At 70.5% G+C, this 18287-nt stretch carries 17 protein-coding genes and 1 pseudogene; 8 read left to right on the plus strand and 10 right to left on the minus strand.

Annotated elements, in window-relative coordinates:
* Positions 1-10: 10 nt before the first annotated feature.
* A complete protein-coding gene (locus tag ACWDOP_RS33390) occupies positions 11-1135 on the minus strand; it encodes a M24 family metallopeptidase (RefSeq protein WP_456348245.1) in 1125 nt (374 codons plus the stop codon).
* A 151-nt stretch (positions 1136-1286) separates the two neighbouring features.
* Between ACWDOP_RS33390 and ACWDOP_RS33395 the strand changes: the two genes are divergently transcribed.
* From ACWDOP_RS33395 to aroB, 4 genes and pseudogenes are all read left to right on the plus strand, one after another.
* Positions 1287-1748 carry an A24 family peptidase gene (locus ACWDOP_RS33395; RefSeq protein ID WP_456348246.1) on the plus strand — a complete coding sequence of 154 codons (462 nt, stop codon included), beginning with the start codon at positions 1287-1289 and terminating at the stop codon, positions 1746-1748.
* Between the two features lie 84 nt (positions 1749-1832).
* Positions 1833-3041 carry a chorismate synthase gene (gene aroC, locus ACWDOP_RS33400; protein ID WP_456348263.1) on the plus strand — a complete coding sequence of 403 codons (1209 nt, stop codon included), beginning with the start codon at positions 1833-1835 and terminating at the stop codon, positions 3039-3041.
* Positions 3038-3556, plus strand: a pseudogene (locus ACWDOP_RS33405) (shikimate kinase); the annotation flags it as partial. The gene aroC and the pseudogene ACWDOP_RS33405, both read left to right, overlap by 4 nt.
* 1034 nt (positions 3557-4590) lie before the next feature.
* Positions 4591-5709, plus strand: coding sequence for a 3-dehydroquinate synthase (gene aroB / locus ACWDOP_RS33410; protein WP_454202919.1), 1119 nt, complete (start codon positions 4591-4593; stop codon positions 5707-5709).
* A 5-nt stretch (positions 5710-5714) separates the two neighbouring features.
* Here aroB and ACWDOP_RS33415 read toward each other — a convergent pair whose 3' ends face one another.
* A complete protein-coding gene (locus ACWDOP_RS33415; protein WP_456348247.1) occupies positions 5715-6476 on the minus strand; it encodes a DJ-1/PfpI family protein in 762 nt (253 codons plus the stop codon).
* Between the two features lie 133 nt (positions 6477-6609).
* Here ACWDOP_RS33415 and ACWDOP_RS33420 point away from each other — a divergent pair, with 133 nt between their 5' ends.
* Positions 6610-7548, plus strand: a complete 939-nt coding sequence (locus tag ACWDOP_RS33420; protein WP_456348248.1) for a GlxA family transcriptional regulator — start codon at positions 6610-6612, stop codon at positions 7546-7548.
* Positions 7549-7601: 53 nt separating this feature from the next.
* On the opposite strand, the gene ACWDOP_RS33425 is transcribed toward ACWDOP_RS33420, so the two are convergent.
* From ACWDOP_RS33425 to ACWDOP_RS33435, 3 genes are all read right to left on the minus strand, one after another.
* Complete coding sequence (locus ACWDOP_RS33425; RefSeq protein WP_456348249.1) at positions 7602-8585, minus strand: dimethylarginine dimethylaminohydrolase family protein; 984 nt, start codon at positions 8583-8585, stop codon at positions 7602-7604.
* Between the two features lie 55 nt (positions 8586-8640).
* On the minus strand, positions 8641-9318 hold the full coding sequence (locus ACWDOP_RS33430; RefSeq protein WP_456348250.1) for a tetratricopeptide repeat protein: 678 nt from the start codon (positions 9316-9318) through the stop codon (positions 8641-8643).
* Positions 9319-9437: 119 nt separating this feature from the next.
* Positions 9438-9923: a B-4DMT family transporter gene (locus ACWDOP_RS33435; RefSeq protein WP_456348251.1), complete on the minus strand. Its 486-nt coding sequence runs from the start codon at positions 9921-9923 to the stop codon at positions 9438-9440.
* 135 nt (positions 9924-10058) lie between these two features.
* Here ACWDOP_RS33435 and ACWDOP_RS33440 point away from each other — a divergent pair, with 135 nt between their 5' ends.
* Positions 10059-10676, plus strand: a complete 618-nt coding sequence (locus tag ACWDOP_RS33440; protein ID WP_456348252.1) for a helix-turn-helix transcriptional regulator — start codon at positions 10059-10061, stop codon at positions 10674-10676.
* 13 nt (positions 10677-10689) lie between these two features.
* Positions 10690-11184 (plus strand): DUF3291 domain-containing protein, encoded by a 495-nt coding sequence (locus ACWDOP_RS33445; RefSeq protein ID WP_456348253.1) that lies wholly within the window; start codon positions 10690-10692, stop codon positions 11182-11184.
* 227 nt (positions 11185-11411) lie between these two features.
* On the opposite strand, the gene ACWDOP_RS33450 is transcribed toward ACWDOP_RS33445, so the two are convergent.
* Genes ACWDOP_RS33450 through alaS form a run of 4 tightly spaced genes read right to left on the minus strand, consistent with a single transcriptional unit; the run spans position 11412 to position 16903 of the window.
* Complete coding sequence (locus ACWDOP_RS33450) at positions 11412-12239, minus strand: shikimate dehydrogenase (RefSeq protein WP_456348254.1); 828 nt, start codon at positions 12237-12239, stop codon at positions 11412-11414.
* Positions 12214-13671 carry an endolytic transglycosylase MltG gene (locus tag ACWDOP_RS33455; RefSeq protein ID WP_456348255.1) on the minus strand — a complete coding sequence of 486 codons (1458 nt, stop codon included), beginning with the start codon at positions 13669-13671 and terminating at the stop codon, positions 12214-12216. The genes ACWDOP_RS33450 and ACWDOP_RS33455 overlap by 26 nt, the downstream gene beginning before the upstream one ends.
* A complete protein-coding gene (gene ruvX, locus ACWDOP_RS33460; protein ID WP_454202909.1) occupies positions 13668-14237 on the minus strand; it encodes a Holliday junction resolvase RuvX in 570 nt (189 codons plus the stop codon). The genes ACWDOP_RS33455 and ruvX overlap by 4 nt, the downstream gene beginning before the upstream one ends.
* A complete protein-coding gene (gene alaS, locus ACWDOP_RS33465; RefSeq protein WP_456348256.1) occupies positions 14237-16903 on the minus strand; it encodes an alanine--tRNA ligase in 2667 nt (888 codons plus the stop codon). Before alaS ends, ruvX begins: the two co-directional genes overlap by 1 nt.
* A 71-nt stretch (positions 16904-16974) precedes the next feature.
* Here alaS and ACWDOP_RS33470 point away from each other — a divergent pair, with 71 nt between their 5' ends.
* Positions 16975-17649, plus strand: coding sequence for a CatB-related O-acetyltransferase (locus ACWDOP_RS33470; RefSeq protein WP_456348257.1), 675 nt, complete (start codon positions 16975-16977; stop codon positions 17647-17649).
* Between the two features lie 9 nt (positions 17650-17658).
* Here the strand turns inward: ACWDOP_RS33470 and ACWDOP_RS33475 are convergent, their stop codons facing one another.
* Positions 17659-18234, minus strand: coding sequence for a Uma2 family endonuclease (locus tag ACWDOP_RS33475; protein WP_354986869.1), 576 nt, complete (start codon positions 18232-18234; stop codon positions 17659-17661).
* Positions 18235-18287 lie beyond the last annotated feature (53 nt).

Genomic DNA, 18287 nt, shown 5'->3' on the forward strand with positions numbered 1-18287 from the left:
CAAACCGACGTCATTCGACGACGGTAAGGTCTTTGCTGGTGCGGGTGAGCAGCTCCGGGCCCCCTTGGCGAACCACGAGCGTATCCTCGATCCGGACTCCGCCACGGCCGGGGAAATACACACCTGGCTCGACGGTCACCGCCACGCCATCGAGAAGTGTACCCGTGCCCGTTTTGGCGAGTCCGGGCGCTTCATGGATCTGCAGTCCGACCCCGTGTCCGAGGCCGTGCACGAAGAGCGCGCCGTGGCCCGCCGCCTCGATCACCGATCGCGCGGCCCGATCCACCGCCCGGGTCGACGCGCCGGGTGCCAGCGCCTCACAACCCGCCCGCTGCGCGGCGTGCACCAGGTCGTATATCTCGCGCTGCCACTCCGAGGGCTGTCCCAGCACGACCGTGCGGGTCATGTCGGAGTGGTAGCCCGCGACCGTCGCGCCGAAGTCGAGCTTGACGAAGTCGCCGGCGGCCAGCACGGCCTCGGTCGGACGATGATGCGGCACGGCCGAATTCGCGCCCGCCGCCACGATGGTCTCGAAGGAGATGGCGTCCGCGCCGTGCTCGAACATGAGCCATTCCAGCTCCCGCGCGACCTGGCGTTCGGTGCGGCCCGGGCGGATCCCGCCACGTTCGAGCAACACCGCCAGCGCCGCGTCGGCGGCATCGCAGGCCCGCCGCAGCAACTCCACCTCGACCGCGTCCTTGACCATGCGCAGCTGTTCGATCAGCCCCGCGATCGGCACCAGGTCCAGGCCGCAGCCCTGATTCACGAAGCCGCGATGCTGATCGACGGTGACGATATGACTCTCGAACCCGACCCTGCCGGTCTGCCACTCCCCCGCGATCTCGATGACCCGGCGAGCACTGGCGCGATTGATCTCCGCGCGCAGATCCGGGGCCTGCTCGCCGACCTGGGTGATGTACCGGCCGTCGGTGCACAGCACCGTGCGATCCTCGCCGCTGTCCCAGGCGTAGACCAGCAGGGCGGCGTTGGAACCCGTGAAGCCGGTGAGGTACCGGATGTTGATCAGGTCGGTCACCAGCAACGCGTCGACGCGGTTCTCGACCAGCAGGTTCCGCAGGTTGGCCCGGCGCACCGCGTAGTCGGGGCGACCGGCCGGATCGTGGTCAGCACACATGCGTCAAAGTTACCGCCGACACGCGGCATCCCGGACATGCAACACGTCAATCGGGGTGTAGGCGAAACCTGCGGTGTTCACATGCCAAGAGGTTGTCCACATTTCGCGGAGCAGGCGACCGAACGGGCCGGGATCGGCGCACGCTCGGCACATGCGAATTCCGCTGCTGCTGATACTCACCGGCTGGTGCGCGCTGCTGAGCTGGATCGACGTCCGCGAGCGCCGGCTGCCGAACGCGCTCACCCTGCCCGGGTTCGTCGCGGTGCTCGGCTGCGGGGCGCTGCTGGGCCGGGGCGCCACGGCGGCGGCCGGGGCACTGCTGCTGGCGTGTCCCTATCTACTGGTTCATCTCTGCGCACCCGGGGCGCTCGGGGCCGGAGATGTGAAACTCGCCGCTGGTCTGGGAGCGGCGACCGCGCTCGGCGGCGCCGGGGTGTGGGTCTGGGCCGCGCTCGGGGCACCCGTGCTCACCGCCGTCGCCGGTGTCGCGCAACTGCGCGCACGGGCCGCGCGACCACGGGATTCTCCGGAATCCGCGCCGCCCGCCCGTACGCTCCCGCACGGCCCCGCCATGTGCGCGGCGAGTTTGCTGGCGCTGTTCGCCGCAGCGTGAACGGGTCGCCGCCCGGCACCGGCCGCGGGCTCGCGCCGGACCTGCGTGTCCGGGTAACGGGATTCCCATGGAAAGATGTATTCCGTGTTGCGCTGGATAACTGCCGGGGAATCCCATGGTCCTGCTCTTGTCACGATCCTCGAGGGGATGGTGGCCGGAGTCGAGGTGAGCTCTGCCGATGTTGCCGCACAGTTGGCGCGGCGCCGACTCGGCTACGGCCGTGGCGCCCGGATGAAGTTCGAGGCCGACGCGGTCACCCTCGTCGGTGGCGTGCGCCACGGTCGCACCATGGGCGGTCCGGTCGCCGTCGAGGTCGCGAACTCCGAGTGGCCCAAGTGGACCCAGGTCATGTCCGCCGACCCGGTCGACGCCGACGAGCTCGCCGAACTCGCGCGCAACGCCCCGCTCACCCGTCCGCGCCCCGGGCACGCCGATTACTCGGGCATGCTCAAGTACGGCTTCGACGACGCCCGCAACGTCCTCGAGCGCGCGAGCGCCCGCGAGACCGCCGCCCGCGTCGCGGCGGGCACCGTCGCCAAGAACTTCCTGCGCCAGGCGCTCGGGGTCGAGGTCATCTCGCACGTGATCTCGATCGGCGCGGCCGCCGACACCACCGGTTTCGTGCCCTCGGCCGCGGATCTGGCCGCCATCGACGAGAGCCCGGTACGCGCGTTCGACAAGGCCGCCGAAGCCGCCATGATCGCCGAGATCGAGGCCGCCAAGAAGGACGGCGACACCCTCGGCGGTGTGGTCGAGGTCGTCATCGACGGCCTGCCCGTCGGCCTGGGCTCGTTCACCAGCGGTGAGGCGCGCCTGGACTCGCGACTCGCGGCCGCCCTCATGGGCATTCAGGCCATCAAGGGCGTCGAGGTCGGCGACGGTTTCGAGACCGCGCGCCGGCGCGGCAGCCAGGCGCACGACGAGATGAAGCCCGGCCCCGACGGGGTGCTGCGCTCGACCAACCGCGCGGGCGGTCTCGAGGGCGGTATGACCAACGGTGAGGCCCTGCGGGTGCGCGCGGCCATGAAGCCCATCTCCACCGTGCCGCGTGCGCTGGCCACGGTCGACATGTCCACCGGTGACGAGGCCGTCGCCATCCACCAGCGCTCGGACGTGTGCGCGGTGCCCGCCGCCGGCGTGGTCGCCGAGGCCATGGTCGCGCTCGTGGTCGCGCAGGCCGTGCTGGAGAAGTTCGGTGGCGACTCCCTGGCCGAGACCGTCGACAACATCACCAGCTATGTGAAGCGAATCAACGCGCGCCCGCACGTGCCCTCGGGCAACGCGCCACAGTGACAGAGGCAGCCGACCAACGACCACCGAGTGTGGTCCTGGTCGGTCCGCCCGGCGCGGGCAAGTCGACGATCGGCCGTAAGCTCGCCCGCGAACTCGGCGTGGACCTCTATGACACCGACGCCGGGATCGAGGAGGAGACCGGGCGCACCATCCCGGAGATCTTCGCGCAGGACGGCGAACCCGAATTCCGCCGCATCGAGGAAGAGGTGGTGCGCGCGGCCGTACTGGCCGAGCACGGCATCGTCTCGCTCGGCGGCGGCTCGGTGCTCTCGGCCGCCACCCGCGAACTGTTGCGCGGACGCACCGTCGTCTACCTGGAAATCAGTGTGGGCGAAGGACTTCGGCGTACCGGGGCCAGCACCAACCGCCCGCTGCTCAACGGCGACGACCCGGCGGCCAAGTACCGCGAGCTCATGAAGATCCGCCGCCCGCTGTACCGCGAGGTGGCCTCGGTGCGCGTGCGCACCGACGGTCGCAGCCCGGGCCGCGTGGTGCGCATGATCCTGGGCAAACTCGGCCTGGAGTCCACCCTCCCGCCCGAGGAACTCGTCATCGAGATGCCCACCCCCGCCGCGGAACCCGGCTCGACCGGCCGCTCCCGCTCCCGGCGGCGGCGACGCCGCGGCCGGGGTCGCGGTGAGGCGCAACAGGCCGCCACCGCGCCGAATCCGTCCGGCGGCGAGCCGGTTTCGGCTCCGGAGCGGTCCGGCTCCGACGCGGGCGGCGGCCCGGACGCCGCCGACGCCGCGACGAGCACGGCCAAACCCCGCCGCCGGCGCGGACGCGGGCGGGGCCGCAAGAACGCGCAGCCCGTGCCCGGTACGCAATCGGCCGAAGCCGCGACCGGCACGGCGGTACCCGGAACCGAGGCGACGACCCCGGCTCCCCGACCGGTGACCGCCGCCGGAGCCGACGCGGTCCACACCGCGGCGCTCGACGTCCCCGCCGAAACACGCACCGCGGCAACTCGGTCCGACGCCGACCGATCCGGTCCGGTCGAGCCGGGCGGCACGGACGCTGCGAGCACCGGCGCGTCCGGCACCCGCAGCCGTCGTGGCCGCCGCCGTGGCCGCCGACCCGCGGGTCCCGCGGCCGCGGTCTACGGCGAAAACACCGGCGCTTCCGGCGCCGCGGATGCCCACCCGGGTACCGCCGCACCGGAATCCGGGAACATTCGCGCCGGGGCGACCGGCTCGCCGAGTGATCTCTCCTCCACCGCGGGACGATCCGCGGCGTCGGGCGGCGGTCCAGCCACCGGTGCGGACTCGCCGTCCGCCACCGGTTCCAGCTCCGGCACCGGTCCGGGTTCCACTTCCGCGGGGTCGGCCACCAACCCGGGGTCCGACCGCGGCGCGGATTCGGCTGCTGGACAGCCGGATTCAGGCGGCGGACAGCCGAACGCGGGCGAGGCACGACCCGGCGCCGGCGGCCCGGCCACACCCGGGGCCGGGCGATCGCGCCGAGCCAGAGCGCGGCGGGCCCGCGCCCGGGCGCGGGCCAACGGCGAGCAGACACCAGACACACCTTCACGAGAATCGGAGCAGCACCCATGAGCGAGCCGACCCGCATCGAGGTCCGCACCGCAGACCCGTATCCGGTGATCATCGGGCGCGGTCTGCTCGGCGATCTGGTCGAGGAGGTCACCGGGCGGAACGGCGTGCGCACGGTCGCGATCTTCCATCAGCCGCCGCTGGCCGAGACGGCCGAGGTGGTGCGAAAGGCGCTCGCCGACAAGGGCATCGACGCGCACCGCATCGAGATCCCCGACGCCGAGGCCGGTAAGGACCTGCAGGTCGCCGGATTCTGCTGGGAGGTGCTGGGCCGGATCGGGCTGACCCGCAAGGACGCCATCATCAGCCTGGGCGGCGGCGCGGCCACCGACCTGGCCGGTTTCGTGGCCGCCACCTGGATGCGCGGCGTGGCCATCGTGCACGTGCCGACCACCCTGCTGGCCATGGTGGACGCGGCGGTCGGCGGCAAGACCGGCATCAACACCGAGGCGGGCAAGAACCTGGTCGGCTCCTTCCACGAGCCCGCCGCGGTCCTCGTCGACCTGGCGACCCTGGAAACCGTGCCGCGCAACGAGATCGTCGCCGGTATGGCCGAGATCATCAAGGCCGGTTTCATCGCCGACCCGGTGATCCTCGAACTCATCGAGCGCGATCCCGAGGCCGCCCTCGACCCGACCGGCACGGTGCTGCCCGAGCTCATCCGCCGCGCCATCCAGGTCAAGGCCGACGTGGTCGCCGCCGACCTCAAGGAATCGGATCTGCGCGAGATCCTGAACTACGGCCACACCCTCGGCCACGCCATCGAGCGCCGCGAGCGCTACCGCTGGCGGCACGGCGCGGCCGTGTCGGTGGGCCTGGTCTTCGCCGCCGAGCTCGGCCGCCTGGCCGGTCGCCTCGACGACGCCACCGCCGAGCGTCACCGCGCGGTGCTCGAGAGCGTCGGCCTGCCCACCACCTACGACGCCGACGCGCTCCCCCAGCTCATGGACAGCATGCAGGGCGACAAGAAGACCCACTCCGGCGTCCTGCGCTTCGTGGTCCTGGACGGCCTGGCCAAGCCCGGCCGCCTCGAGGGCCCCGATCCGTCACTGCTGGCCGCCGCCTACTCCGCGATCGCCCGCGAAGGCACCCCGGCCGGCGGCGCGATCCTGCTGTAGCCCGGTCACGCGCGTGCGAAGCGGGCCCGCGCCCGGCGAATCGCACCGGCCCACAGCACTTTCGAGCCGTTCAGGAACTCGCCGCCGAGCTCGCGGGGCGTGGCCAGATCCTTGGTCAGGCGGGCGGCGGCGGACCTGGTCCGCGCGTCGGCCTTGCTCGGGTGGCCGCTGTCGTAGGGCGGCTGCGGGTCGTACTCGATCGCCAGCTGCACCGCCCGGGCGCGATCGGGTCCGGCGATCTCGCCGATCAGCCACAGGCCCAGATCGATGCCCGCGGACACCCCGGCGGCGGTCACGATCTTGCCCGAGCGCACGATCCGCCTGTCGCGCTGCGGTTTCGCGCCGAGCCCGGTCAGCAGCGACTGGGCGGCCCAGTGCGAGGTCGCGGGTTGCCCGTCGAGCAGGCCCGCGGCGGCCAGGATGATCGAACCGCTGCACACCGACAGGGTCCAGGTGGTGTGCTCGTGCACGCGGCGCAGCCACGCCAGCACCTTCTCGTCGGCGGCGGTGGCCATGGTGGCCGGAATCGATCCGCCCACCAGCACGATGTCGGGCGCGGGCGTCTCGTCGAGCGAGTGCGTCGCGGCCAGCACGAGCACCCCGCTGTCGGTGACGATCGGCCCGGGTTCGTGCCAGACGAAACGGATCTCGGCGCCCGGCAGTCCGCGCAGGACGTCGTACGGCCCGATCGAATCCAGGGCCGTCATCCCCGGATAGGCCAGGATGGCGATCTGAACACGGTCGGGCTGCGGCGTGGCGCCGGTCATGGATGCCTCCGGGCGGTCGGTGCGAACTCGTCTCGCTCGCTCGCGATCGACGCTAGGCGCCGGGCCCGGACCGCCCCAGTGGCATTGGCGACAGCATTCGATGGATTATCGCCGCCGCCCGTATGTTCGGATCGTGCACACGGTGGCTGTTCTGGCGCTCGACGGCGTGATCCCCTTCGATCTGGCGACCCCGGTCGAGGCCTTCGGCCGGGCCCGGCTGCCCGGCGGCGACCCCTGCTATCGGGTGCTCGTGTGCGCCGAGACACCCGATATCGACACCGGGACCTTCACGCTGCGCGCCCATCGGGGCCTGGACGCGCTGGCCGAAGCCGACACGATCATCATTCCCGGCATCGCCCGCCCCACCGCCGCGCTCCCGGAGAACTGCCGCGTCGCGCTGCTCGCGGCCGCCGCGCGCGGCGCCCGGATCGCGTCGATCTGTTCGGGCGCTTTCCCTTTCGCGGCCACCGGCCTGCTCGACGGCCTGCGCGCGACCACGCACTGGATGGCGGCCGAGCTGCTGGCCGCCCGCTATCCCGCGATCGAGGTCGATCCCAATGTGCTGTACGTCGACAACGGCCGGTTCCTCACCTCCGCCGGGGCGGCGGCGGGAGTCGACATGTGCCTGCACCTGATTCGCCGCGACCACGGTTCCGCCGTCGCCGCCGACGCCGCGCGCCAGGCGGTGATGCCCCTCGAACGCGAAGGCGGTCAAGCACAGTTCATCCCGCACGATCACGTCCCGATCCCGGCGGGCGCCGGACTGGAGCCGACGCTGCGCTGGATTCAGGAAAACCTCGCTCGCCCACTGACACTCGCCGATATCGCCGCGCACGCCGGGGTGAGCGATCGCACCCTGCTGCGCCGTTTCGCGGAGCAGACCGGCAGCACGCCCCTGCAGTGGGTGCACCGGGCCCGCGTCCGGCGCGCCCAGCAACTGCTCGAGACCAGCTCCGACTCGGTCGAGCACATCGGCGACCGGGTCGGATTCGGTTCCGCCGCGGGTTTTCGCGAGCGGTTCAAGCGCACGACCGGGGTGAGCCCGGGCGCCTATCGGCGGGCTTTCCGCTGAGCCGGAACGTCTTTCGGCCGCGCCGGGCCGCCCCGGCGCGGAGTCGTGGCGTCTCAGCCCGCGCGCAGCAGCGGCTGGGTCGAACAGCGGAACGCGCCGCCGAACAGCCGTGACACCGAGAAGTCGATGTACTCCACGGCGATGCCGCGGTTCTGCAGTTCCGTTCCGACCCTGGCGAATTCGGGGTCGGTGATGTAGGTGCGCTCGTCGATGGGCAGGCCGTTGGTGGCCATGGCCGCGGCTTCGTCCTCGCTGACCTCGATCACCTCCCAGTCGCGCAGCGGGGCGGGCAGGCCGTCGGGCAGCCGGTCCGGGCAGGCGATCAGCAGGCCGTCGCGCACCAGGCCCAGCGCGCAGTCCAGATGCAGCACGTGCGCGGGCAGGCGGACCGGAATCACGGTGTGCCCGAAGGGTTCCAGGTACTTCGCGAGCCAGCGGCAGCCGAGTTCGTCGCTGGCCATTCCGGACAGCCCGACGAACACGTGCTCCCCCAGCATCAGCACGTCGCCGCCCTCGAGGAAGGGCCCGGGGCCCGGGTGTCCCAGCGGCGCCTTGCCGGGCTGCAGCAGCGACACATACCGCGCCGCGGACGGCAGCACCCGGTCGAGCAGCAGGTCCCGGCTCGGCAGCACTTCCATCCGCCGGTGCGGGAACTGCAGCACGCCCTCGATGACGTGGTCGCCGACGGTGAACCAGGGATCACGCACGAAGAAGTTGGCGTACCCGACCGGGCCCGCGGCGGCCTTCTCGTCGTCGGTGAACAGCCGCGGCCGCAGCACCTCCACGCCGTGCCGGCGCAGCACCGTCGCGAGTTCGTCGCGCTCGGCCTCCCAGCGCCGCTGTTTCTCCGGATAGACCGCGCCGAAGTCCCTACCCCACACCGCTTCCAGGATCTCGACGGCGCTCGCCTCGACGGGCATCGAATGCCCGAGGATAGTCGCGTCGTCCGGGGCCCGGAATTCACACCGCGAGACCACCACGGTACGCAGCGGGGCGAATTCGCTCTCGACGAGTACGTTCACGGTTTCATCGGCCATGTGATCGGACCCTAAACGCGCCGGCGCGAAGTTCGCCGTTCCCTCGCCGCCGGGCTCAGAACAACCCGCGAATATGTGGCCGCCCGTCCGGCCAGAACCCGTTCTCGAAAGCCTCCGCTCGGGCCGCGGCCTTGGGATGTCCCGCCGCGACCGCCGCGCGGAACAACGGCCGCGCCGCGGCCGGATCGATCACCTCGTAGGCGACGGCGAGGCTGTACGCGCTGTGCATCTCACCGGCGTCGGCCCCGCGCTGCCACCAGGTCCGGTACTCGTCGCCGTAGTCGAACTTGCCGCGGTCCACGAACAGCAGACTGCCGACGTTGTACATGGCCTTCACATCGCCCGCGGCCGCTGCCACCCGATAGAACTCGATGGCCTCGCGGGTGTCCCCGCGCCGCTCGAGCAGGTGCGCGAGGTTGAAGGCCGCGTCGGTGTCGCCCGCCGCCGCGCCCGCGCGAAACCAGCGTTCGCTGTCCGCCGGGCGGGACTGGTTGTCCGCGAGCAGCCCGAGGTTGAACATCGCCGCCGCGTGGCCGGCCGCAGCCGCCCGCTCCCACCAGGTCTCGGCGCTCGCCTCGTCACCGCTCTCGACGGCGATCAGACCCAGCCTGGACAGCGCCGGTCCGTACTCGCTCGCCGCCAGCTCTTCGAACACTCGCACGGCCTCGGCCGTGTCACCCCGGCGCTCGAGCGCGTCGGCCCGTTCGAACGCCTCCTGCATCGCCACACTCACTGTCCCCCGGCCCCTTCCGTTCGGTCGGAGCCGAGGATACCGGCGGGCGCGACCCCCGCGAACGCCGAACGCCACGGCGGGCACTCCGCCGTGGCGTTCGCTGCGCTCGGTGCCGGGTGTCAGACCGAAGCCGACTCCTTGTTCAGGACGACGGTGTCGGCCGAGGCGTTGGCATTGCCCTTGGACTCGCGCCCGGCCAGGTAGCGGCCGATGGTCACGCCGATCACGCCGGGGATGAAGATCAGCAGAATGATGAAGGAGGCGCCGGAGCTGACCTCGAACAGCAGCCCGTTGTCGCCGAGGTCGAACTTGGGCACGAAGTCCAGGATCCACGCGACCACGCCGCTGCCGATGCCGCCGACCACGCCGGCCTTGAGCCAGCGCATGGTCAGGTCCGTGCCGCGCTCGGGATCGGGGTTGGCACGACGATCGGCGCGGCCGTCCAGCACTCCCCAGCCCACGACGGCGGCGAGCAGGACGATCAGGCACAACATCCGCATCCAGGCGCCGTTGGTCGGCCAGTTAATCATCGCCAGGCCGAGCACGGTCCGGAGCACCACGGTCAGCGCTCCCAAAGCCACGGCGCGCAACACCCACGCATTCATGATGATCACCTTAACCTGCGAACCGGTTCACGGAATTGAAACTCGTTCTAGAACTTTAGCTGGTTCGTCGGATTCCGACGCGCACGGGCGACCGCGACCGGGCCCGATGGGACCGCACGCTGCTACAAAGACCGGGTGAGCATCGAAGCCGTCGCCCTGCTGCAGGACCCGATCCGCCGACGCCTGTACGACTACGTCGCGGCCGCCGATCACGATGTGAGCCGGGACGAGGCCGCCGCCGCGGTGGAGATCAAGCGCCCGCTGGCGGCCTTCCATCTGGACAAGCTGGCCGAGGCCGGACTGCTGGACGCGGTGTTCCGCCGTCCCGAGGGCCGGACCGGACCGGGATCGGGACGTCCCGCGAAGTTCTACCGGCGCGCCGATGCCGAGTTCGCGGTCCTGCTCCCGCAGCGCGACTACCGCACCGCCGCGACGATTCTCGCCGAGGTCACCGAGCACGCCGGACTGGAGACGGCCATCGAGGCGGCCGCCGCCGCGCACGGGCCACGCCTGGAGGGGCGCGAACTGTTCGACGTGCTGCGCGAGCGCGGCTACGAGCCGTACCTGGACGGGACTCGAATCCGGCTGCGCAACTGCCCCTTCCATCGCCTGGCGGCGGACTTCCCGCCGCTGGTGTGCGGCATGAACCTGGCCCTGCTCGAACCCGTCGCCGCCGAGGCGGGCTGGACCGCGCGGATGGACGCGGCGCCCGGCCGGTGTTGCGTATCGTTCTCTAAAACAAGCGATGATTAGTTATAGTCCGGGTATGCACCTCGCACAGCTCAACATCGGCCGCCTGGTCGCCCCGCAGGGTGACCCGCGCGTGGCCGACTTCTACGCCGGACTCGACTCGATCAACGCCCTGGCCGAACGCTCGCCCGGATTCCTGTGGCGCCTGGTGAAGGACGGCTCCAACGACGCGACCTCCCTGCGCCCCTACGACGACGAGCCCGACATGCTCGTGAACATGAGCCTGTGGGAATCGCGCGAGACCCTGTTCGACTACGTCTACCGCAGCGGCCACATGGATTTCGTGCGCCGCCGCCGCGAATGGTTCGTCTCGCTCGGCGAGGTCTTCACGGTGCTGTGGTGGGTGCCCGCCGGCGAACTGCCGACCCTCGAGGACGCCATGGGACGCCTGGCCCACCTGCGCGAGCACGGCCCGACCCCGCACGCCTTCACCTTCCGGCACGCCTTCGATCCGGAACCCTCGGACACGGTACAGATTTCCGCGGCCACAACAGCGAGCGCGCAGGACTGAACTGCGGAAAACCTTCCCGCACAAGGCGGCAGACACCGGCACTCGCCCGATCGACCCGGCGGGCTACCGGTGACGAACACGAGTGACCCGAGGGCCGACGCGACGGGATCGGCCCGAGCTCACCGACCGGAACCATCACGGCCGGACGCCCGCCGGAGACGGCGAACGGCGCCGCGACCACGCGACGCCGTTCCTGTGTCCTGCTTCCGGGAACTCGCCCCGGGATCTCATTCCGCCAGCGCCGCAGCCATTTCCGCGCGCGGCGCGGGCTTGCCGGTGAACTGCTCGACCTGCCCGTACGCCTGCTGGAGCAGCATCTCCAGCCCGCTGACCACCGTGTTCCCGGCCCGCTGCACCGCTTCCGCGAGCGGCGTCGGCCACGGGTTGTAGATCGCGTCCAGCACCACGGGCGCCTGCGCCACCGCGTCCGCCACACCCGCCGCCCCGGCGGCCGGGACCGTGCTGACCACGGCGTCCACCTCGGCGCAGACGAAACCCAGTGCGTCCGCGTCGAAGTCGATGATCTCGGCCGACATGCCCAGGCGCTCGGCGAGTTCCAGGGTGTCGGCCGCGCGGCCCTTGTCGCGGGCGACGATGGTGACCGTGTGCGCGCCCAGTTCCGCCAGCGCCAGCAGCGCCGGGCGCGCCGTGCCGCCCGCGCCGAGCACGACCGCGCGAGCGATCTCCTCGACGCCCGCGCCCTGCAGCGCACCGCGCACACCGTCGACGTCGGTGCAGTCCGCGCGCCATCCGGTCGCGGTGCGCAGCAGCGTATTCGCCGAGCCCACCAGCTCCGCCCGCTCGGTGCGCTCGTCGGCGTACGCGAGCGCGGCGACCTTGCCCGGCATGGTCACCGACAGCCCGACCCACTCCGGCCCGAGCCCGTCGACGAATCCGGGCAGCTGCTCACCCGTGCACTCGACCCGCTCATAGGTCCAGTTCAGCCCGAGCGCACGGTACGCCGCCAGATGCAGTTGCGGTGAGCGCGAGTGCGCGATCGGGCTGCCGAGCACGGCGGCCTTGCGAACCTCACCGCCCACTGTCGAGAATTCCACTCTGCTGTGCCTTTTCGATGTTGCGCAGATGCTCGCTGTAACTCTCGGTGAAGAGGGTGGTGCCCTTCTTGTCGATCGTCACGAAGTACAGCCACGTGCCCGGTTCGGGATTCTCCATGGCGCGCAGGGCATCCAGCGACGGGGACGAGATGGGTGTGGCGGGCAGTCCGGCCATGGCGTAGGTGTTCCACGGCGTCTTCTGGGCGCGATCGGCGTCGGTCGTGGCGACCTCGGTCTTGTCGAGCCGGTAGTTGACGGTGGAGTCGAACTGCAGCGGCTGATCGACCGCCAGGCGGTTCACGATCACCCGCGCCACCTTGGACATGTCCGGCGGCAGCGCCTCGCGCTCCACCAGCGACGCGCCGATGAGCATCTCGTAGGGGCTGAGCTTGCCGCCCCCGGACTGCAGCAGACCGGTCGACTCGTAGCTCTTGGCGCTCTCGGAGACCAGGAACCTCAGCACGCCCTCGGGGGTGGCGCTGGGATCGAAATCCCAGGTGCCTGCCGAGATCAGGCCCTCGAGCTGACGGCTGCGATCGGGTACCTGCCGCACCCGGTCCAGCGCCCACGCCGGCACCCCGAGCGCCGCCGGGTCGGTGTTGGCGCCGGCCGCTTCGAGCTGCTCGTAGGTGAGGCACTTGCTCGCGGCGCCGGCGCCGACGCAGCTGGCCGCCGCGATCTTGCGGTAGATGCCCTCCTTGGAGGCGCCGGTGTTGACATCGCTCGAGTCGTGCAGCTGCCTGCCCTCGGAGATGACCACGTTGCCGACCCGGGAGGTGGTCCCCACCAGCGTGGTGACCGCTTCGGACGCCTTGCTGCGGGTGGGAATCGCGTAGTAGCCGGGCTGGATCGAGTTCATGCCGCTGTTCTGTACCGCGGCCTCGTAGAAGGCGGCGCTGCTGGCGACGACACCCTTGTCGTACATGGATTCGGCGATCTGGGTGGCGGTGTCACCGGACTTGACCTGCACCACGACCAGCGCGCCGGACTCACCCGCGGCGAAATCCTCGGCCGGGGTGAAGCGGTTCATGAATTTCCACGCCGCGAAGCCCACCGCGCCCACGAACAGCACGACGAACACCGAGGCGATGACGACCATGTTGCGACGGCGGCGCTTGCGCTCGGCGGCCTTGCGCGAGGCCGCACGCGAACGCTTGGGACGCGACCCACCCGACTTGCCACCCGCGCGCGACTTCGCGCCGCCCGCGGGCGCGCGACGGCCCCGGTCGGCGCGCTGCGGCGCGGCGCGACGGGGCGGCTCGGGCTCGAGGTACGGCTCGTCGTCGTACTCGTCGTCGTCCTCGTACCGGGGGATGACGGTGGTGTCGTCCTCGTCGTCGTCCGCGTCCGGCCAGTCCAGGTCGTCTCTGCGGTAACGACGTTCAGCGTTCTGCCGGTAGCGTTCCTCGGCCCGGGTCCAGCGGTCGGTCATGCGGTATCACCATCACCGCGCGGCTTCAATAGCGCACTCCGTTCGTCCAACCATCCTTGCAGGATCGACACGGCGGCCGCCTGATCGATGACCTGCCGCTGCCCGCGCGCGCGAACTCCACTGTCCCGCAACGCGCGTGCAGCAGACACCGTAGTCAAACGTTCGTCGGAAAGTCGCACCGGCACCGGTGCGATCAAAGTCCGCAAACGCCCCGCGAAGGTGGCCGCCAGCTTAGCGGACGAGCCACTCTCACCGCGTAAGGTGCGCGGCAGGCCGACGATTACTTCCACGGCCTCGTACTCCCGCACAATCTCGGCAATTCTCGCGAGATCGGGGGCCAGGGTCCCGGGGGCGACCTTCTTAGCCTTGGGAACGGTTTCCACCGGCGTGGCGAGCAGGCCGTCCGGGTCGCTCGAGGCGACGCCGACGCGGACGGTGCCCACGTCGATGCCGATGCGGCGACCCCGGCCGGGATCCTCGCCGGGGGTCGGGCGATCGGCGCTGTAACTCGCCGATCGCTCGACGGCCGGTGTTCGCGAATCCGAGAATTCGGACTGATTGGACATCAGCCGGCGAGCTCGGCCACCCGCGCCCGCACAGCCGTCAGACCGGCCTCGATACCGGACGGATCGGTGCCCGCGCCCTGTGCCATCTCCGGCTTGCCGCCGCCGCGGCCCGCGATGCTGGGACCGAAGCTGGCGACCAGATCGCCGGCCTTGACGCCCAGATCCTGCGCCGCCTTGGTGACCGCGACGACGAACGGAACCTTGCCTCCGTCGTTGCCGAGCAGCACCACGATGGCCGGCTCGGAGCCCAAGCGGCCCTTGATGTCCTGCACCAGGGTGCGGATATCGGCCGCGCCGACACCCTCGGGGGCCGCGGCCGCGACCAGCAGGACCTTGCCCACGCGCTGGGCCTGCTCGGCGAACGTGCCCGCCGAGGACAGCACCGCGGCCATCTTGGTGCGCTCGAGTTCTTTCTCGGCAACCTTGAGCCGCTCGACGAGCTGCTCCACGCGCCCGGGCACCTCGTCCGAGGGCACCTTGAGCGAGGAGGCCAGACCGGCCAGCAGCGCCCGCTCCTTGGCGAGGTACTTGTACGAGTCCAGGCCGACGAACGCCTCCACGCGGCGCACGCCCGAACCGACCGACGACTCACCGAGCAGGGTGATCGGGCCGATCTGCGAGGAGTGCTGCACGTGGGTGCCGCCGCACAGTTCCATGGAGAACGGCCCGCCGATCTCCACCACGCGAACCTCGTCGCCGTAGTTCTCCCCGAACAGCGCCATCGCGCCCATCTTCTTGGCGCTGGGCAGATCGGTGATGAAGGTGTTCACGGTGAAGTCGTCCGCGACGGCATCGTTCGAGATGGCCTCGATGTCGGACTTCTGCTGGTCGCTGAGCGCGCCCTGCCAGTTGAAGTCGAAGCGCAGGTAGCCGGGCTTGTTGAGCGAGCCCGCCTGAACCGCGTTGGGGCCCAGGACCTGTCGCAGCGCGGCGTGCACCATGTGGGTGCCGGTGTGGCCCTGGGTGGCGCCGCGCCGCCAGGCCGGATCGACCTGCGCGAGCACGGTGTCGCCCTCGGTGAGCTGTCCCGCCTCGATGGTGGCCTTGTGCGTCCACACCTTCTTGGCGATCTTCTGCACGTCGTTGACGCGCACCTTCAGCCCGTGCGAGGAGCTCATGGAACCGCGGTCGGCGATCTGGCCGCCGGACTCGGCGTACAGCGGCGAACGGTCGAGGATGATCTCCACGTCCTGGCCCACTTCGGCCACCGGCACTCGCACGCCGTCCTTGATGATGGCGAGCACCGTTGCCTCGGTGGCCAATTCGTCGAAACCGGTGAACTCGGTCGCGCCGCGGTCGACGAATTCCTTGTAGACGGTGAGGTCGGCGTGACCCTGCTTGCGCGAGTACGCGTCCTCCTTGGCGCGCGCCCGCTGCTCGGCCATGAGGTTGCGGAAGCCGGTCTCGTCGACCTGCAGGCCCGCCTCCGCGGCCATCTCCAGGGTCAGGTCGATCGGGAAGCCGTAGGTGTCGTGCAGCGTGAACGCCTCGGTGCCGCTGATCGTCTTGCCGCCCTGGGCCTTCACCTCGGAGACGGCGTCGTCGAACAGTTTGGAGCCGGTGCTCAGCGTGCGCAGGAACGCCGATTCCTCACCGACGGCGACGGTTTCGATGCGCTTGTAGTCGGTGGCCAGTTCCGGGTACGAGGGGGCCATGAGGTCGCTGACGATCTTCATGAACTCGCCCATGACCGGCTTCTCGGCGCCGAGCAGGCGGGCCGAGCGCACGATGCGGCGCAGCAGCCGGCGCAGCACGTAGCCGCGGCCGTCGTTGCCCGGGTTCACGCCGTCGGCGATGAGCATCGCGCCGGTGCGGGCGTGGTCGGCGATGACGCGGAAGCGCACGTCGTCGGCGTGGTCGACGCCGTAGTTGCGGCCGGTCAGTTCCTCGGCCTTGTTGATGATCGGGCGCAGCAGATCGGTCTCGTAGACGTTGTCGACGCCCTGCAGCAGGAACGCCACGCGCTCGACGCCCATGCCGGTGTCGATGTTCTTCTTGGGCAGCGGTCCCAGGATCTCGAAGTCGTCCTTGCCGCGCCCGGCGCCCCGCTCGTTCTGCATGAACACGAGGTTCCAGATCTCGATGTACCGATCCTCGTCGGCCTCGGGGCCGCCCTCGATGCCGTACTCGGGACCGCGGTCGTAGTAGATCTCCGAACACGGGCCGCACGGTCCCGGGATACCCATGGACCAGTAGTTGTCGGCCATGCCGCGGCGCTGGATGCGCTCGGACGGCACGCCCATCTTCAGCCAGATCTGCTCGGCCTCGTCGTCGTCGAGGTAGACCGTGACCCACAGCCGCTCGGGGTCGAAGCCGTAGCCGCCGTCCTCGACGCTCTTGGTGAGCAGCGACCACGCGAACTCGATGGCGCCCTGCTTGAAGTAGTCGCCGAAGCTGAAGTTGCCGGCCATCTGAAAGAAGGTGTTGTGCCGGGTGGTGATGCCGACATTCTCGATGTCGCCGGTGCGCACGCACTTCTGCACGCTGGTCGCGGTGGAGAAGGGCGGGGTCTGCTGACCCAGGAAATACGGCACGAACTGGACCATGCCCGCGTTGACGAACAGCAGGTTGGGGTCGGCCAGGATCAGCGAGGCGCTGGGCACCTCGGTATGTCCGGCACGGACGAAATGCTCCAGGAAGCGTCGGCGAATCTCGTGGGTCTGCACAGCTATCCAGCCTACCGGTCCCGGTCCAGCGGGTTTTCCCCGACTCCGGCCGGGTGGCTAGCATCACGGAGGTGCCTGAGATTCCCGATCCCGACGTCCGTTATCCGCTCCCGCACACCGATCGCACGATCTTCCTGAAGCCCTTCATCGAGGCGGCCAATATAGAGGTGGGCGATTACACCTACTTCGACGATCCCGATGCCGCGACCGAGTTCGAGCGCAACAACGTGCTCTACGCCTTCGGGCCCGAGAAGCTGATCATCGGCCGGTACTGCGCGCTGGCCACCGGCACCCGATTCATCATGGCCGGGGCCAATCATCCGACGGCCGGGGTGTCGACCTTCCCGTTCACCATCTTCGGCGGCACCTGGGCCGCGGACACCATGGACATCCTCACCTCGATCCCGAGCCGCGGCGACACCGTGGTGGGCAACGACGTGTGGTTCGGGTTCAACTCGCTGGTCATGCCGGGCGTGCGCATCGGCGACGGTGCGATCATCGCCACGGGTGCGGTGGTGACGGCCGATGTGCCGCCGTACACGATCGTCGGCGGCAATCCGGCCAAGCCGGTCAAGCAGCGCTTCGACGACGAGGACGTGGCCCGGTTGCGCCGCGCGGCGTGGTGGGACTGGCCCGTGGAGCTGGTGACCGCGCACGTGCGCACGATCATGGCGGGCACGCCGAAGGAGATCGAGCAGATCGCCCGGGACAACGGACTGTTCCGGGACGATCTGATTCTCGACTGAGCCCGCGCCTCAGTGCACCAGGTCGCGCAGCGGCTCGGTGTTGAGGGTGATCTCCACCGGATCGGGGAGTTCGAACGGCTCCCCGATCGGCAGGCGCACGCAGGAGGAGTACACGCTGCCGCGCGGGCGGCTGTAGACGATGAGCTCCTGGCTCTCCCGGTCGATGAGCAGATAGACCGGAATGCCGGTCTCGGCGTAGGCGCGGGGTTTCTCCTCCCGATCGCGCCGGTCGGAATCGGAGTCGAAGCGGGTCACCTCCACGACCATGAGCACCGCCTCGGGGGTCTTCCATCTCCCCTGCCCGGCGAACGCCCGCCGGGCCGCGACCACCGCGTCGGTGCGCGCGCGGCCGCCGCCGTACGCGTCGACGAGCAATCCGATCTCCGGGTAGAGCCGCACGCCCGGCAGCTGCGCGAGCACCTGCTCGAGCAGCCATTGGAAGATCTCGTCGTGATCCCCGTCGGGCAACGGCTTCGCCCCCAGCTTTCCGTTGATGAACTCCAGCCTGACCCCCTCGCGCGCATCGTTCGCGAGGGCCTCGAAATCTTCGATGAGCATCTGTGGCCGATCCGCTATGGCAGTCATGCGACGGACGTTATACCCGCTCGCGGCACGTTCGGCCGGGATCGCCACGCGCG

It is taken from the genome of Nocardia sp. NPDC003693, from assembly GCF_053981095.1.